General features: G+C 70.8%; 1 protein-coding gene. It reads left to right on the top strand.

Going from position 1 to position 1,104, the window contains the following annotated elements:
* Positions 1 to 1,079 (top strand): serine hydrolase (locus EAO76_RS40830; protein ID WP_148841300.1); only part of this gene is annotated, 1,079 nt, incomplete at its 5' end.
* Between the last annotated feature and the right edge of the window lie 25 nt (positions 1,080 to 1,104).

Raw genomic sequence — 1,104 nt, 5'->3', positions numbered from 1 at the left:
CCCCCGGGTTCCCGGAACTCACGCCCGCCGTGAGCAGGCAGCTGGACCGGGCGGTGCGGCAGGTCATGCGCGAGGCGGGGGTGCCGGGGGTCACGGTCGGGCTGTGGACACCGGGCAAGGGCAGTTACGTACGGGCCTTCGGCACCGCCGACAAGGCATCGGGCGCGCCCATGTCGACCGGCCTGAACATGCGGGTCGGCAGCGTGACCAAGACGTTCACGGTGACGGCCCTGCTCACCCTCGTCGACCGGGGCGAGGTCGGGCTGGACGACCCGATCGGCAGGTACGTGAAGGGCGTTCCCGACGGGGACCGGATCACCCTGCGCGATCTGGCGGGGATGCGCAGCGGGCTCTTCAACTACTCCATGGACCCGGACTTCTTCAAGGCGCTGACGAGCGACCCCCGCCGGCCGTTCACCCCGCAGGAGCTGCTGGCGTACTCCTTCGGGCATCCCCTGCAGTTCCGGCCGGGCGAGAAGTTCGAGTACAGCAACACCAACGCGATCCTGCTGGGGCTGGTGGTGGAGAAGGTGAGCGGGCTGCCGCTGGCGGAGTACCTCGAACGGAACGTCTTCGGACCGGCGGGCATGCACCACACGTTCCTGCCGCGCGGCACGGAGTTCCCGGCCCCGCACGCCCAGGGCTACACCGACCAGACGGCGAACGGCCGGACGCGGAACGCGACGGACTGGAACCCCTCCTGGGCGTGGGCCGCCGGGGGAGCCATATCCGACCAGCGCGACCTGCGCGTCTGGGCCCGGGTCCTCGCCACCGGCACGCTGCTCACCCCCGCCACCCAGGCCGAGCGGCTGAAAACGGGGCCCAGCGGTCTGCCGGACACCGGATACGGCCTGGGGGTCTTCGACGTCCACGGCTGGATCGGCCACAACGGCTCGCTGCCGGGCTACGAATCGCTGGTCGTGTACCTGCCGGAAACGAGGACGACGCTGGTCGTGCTCCTCAACACGGACACCGATTACCGGGGTTCGGAGCCGAGCACCCTCTTCGGCGAGGCGATCACCCGGATCGTGACGCCCCAACACGTCTACACGCTGCCGGCCCAGCCGACGGGGCGGTGACCGGAGGGGCGGCGGCGTGTAGACC

Source organism: Streptomyces sp. sk2.1, from assembly GCF_008120935.1.
In the GTDB taxonomy this organism is placed as follows: Bacteria; Actinomycetota; Actinomycetes; order Streptomycetales; family Streptomycetaceae; genus Streptomyces.
This window is presented reverse-complemented; position numbering and strand designations above follow the sequence as displayed.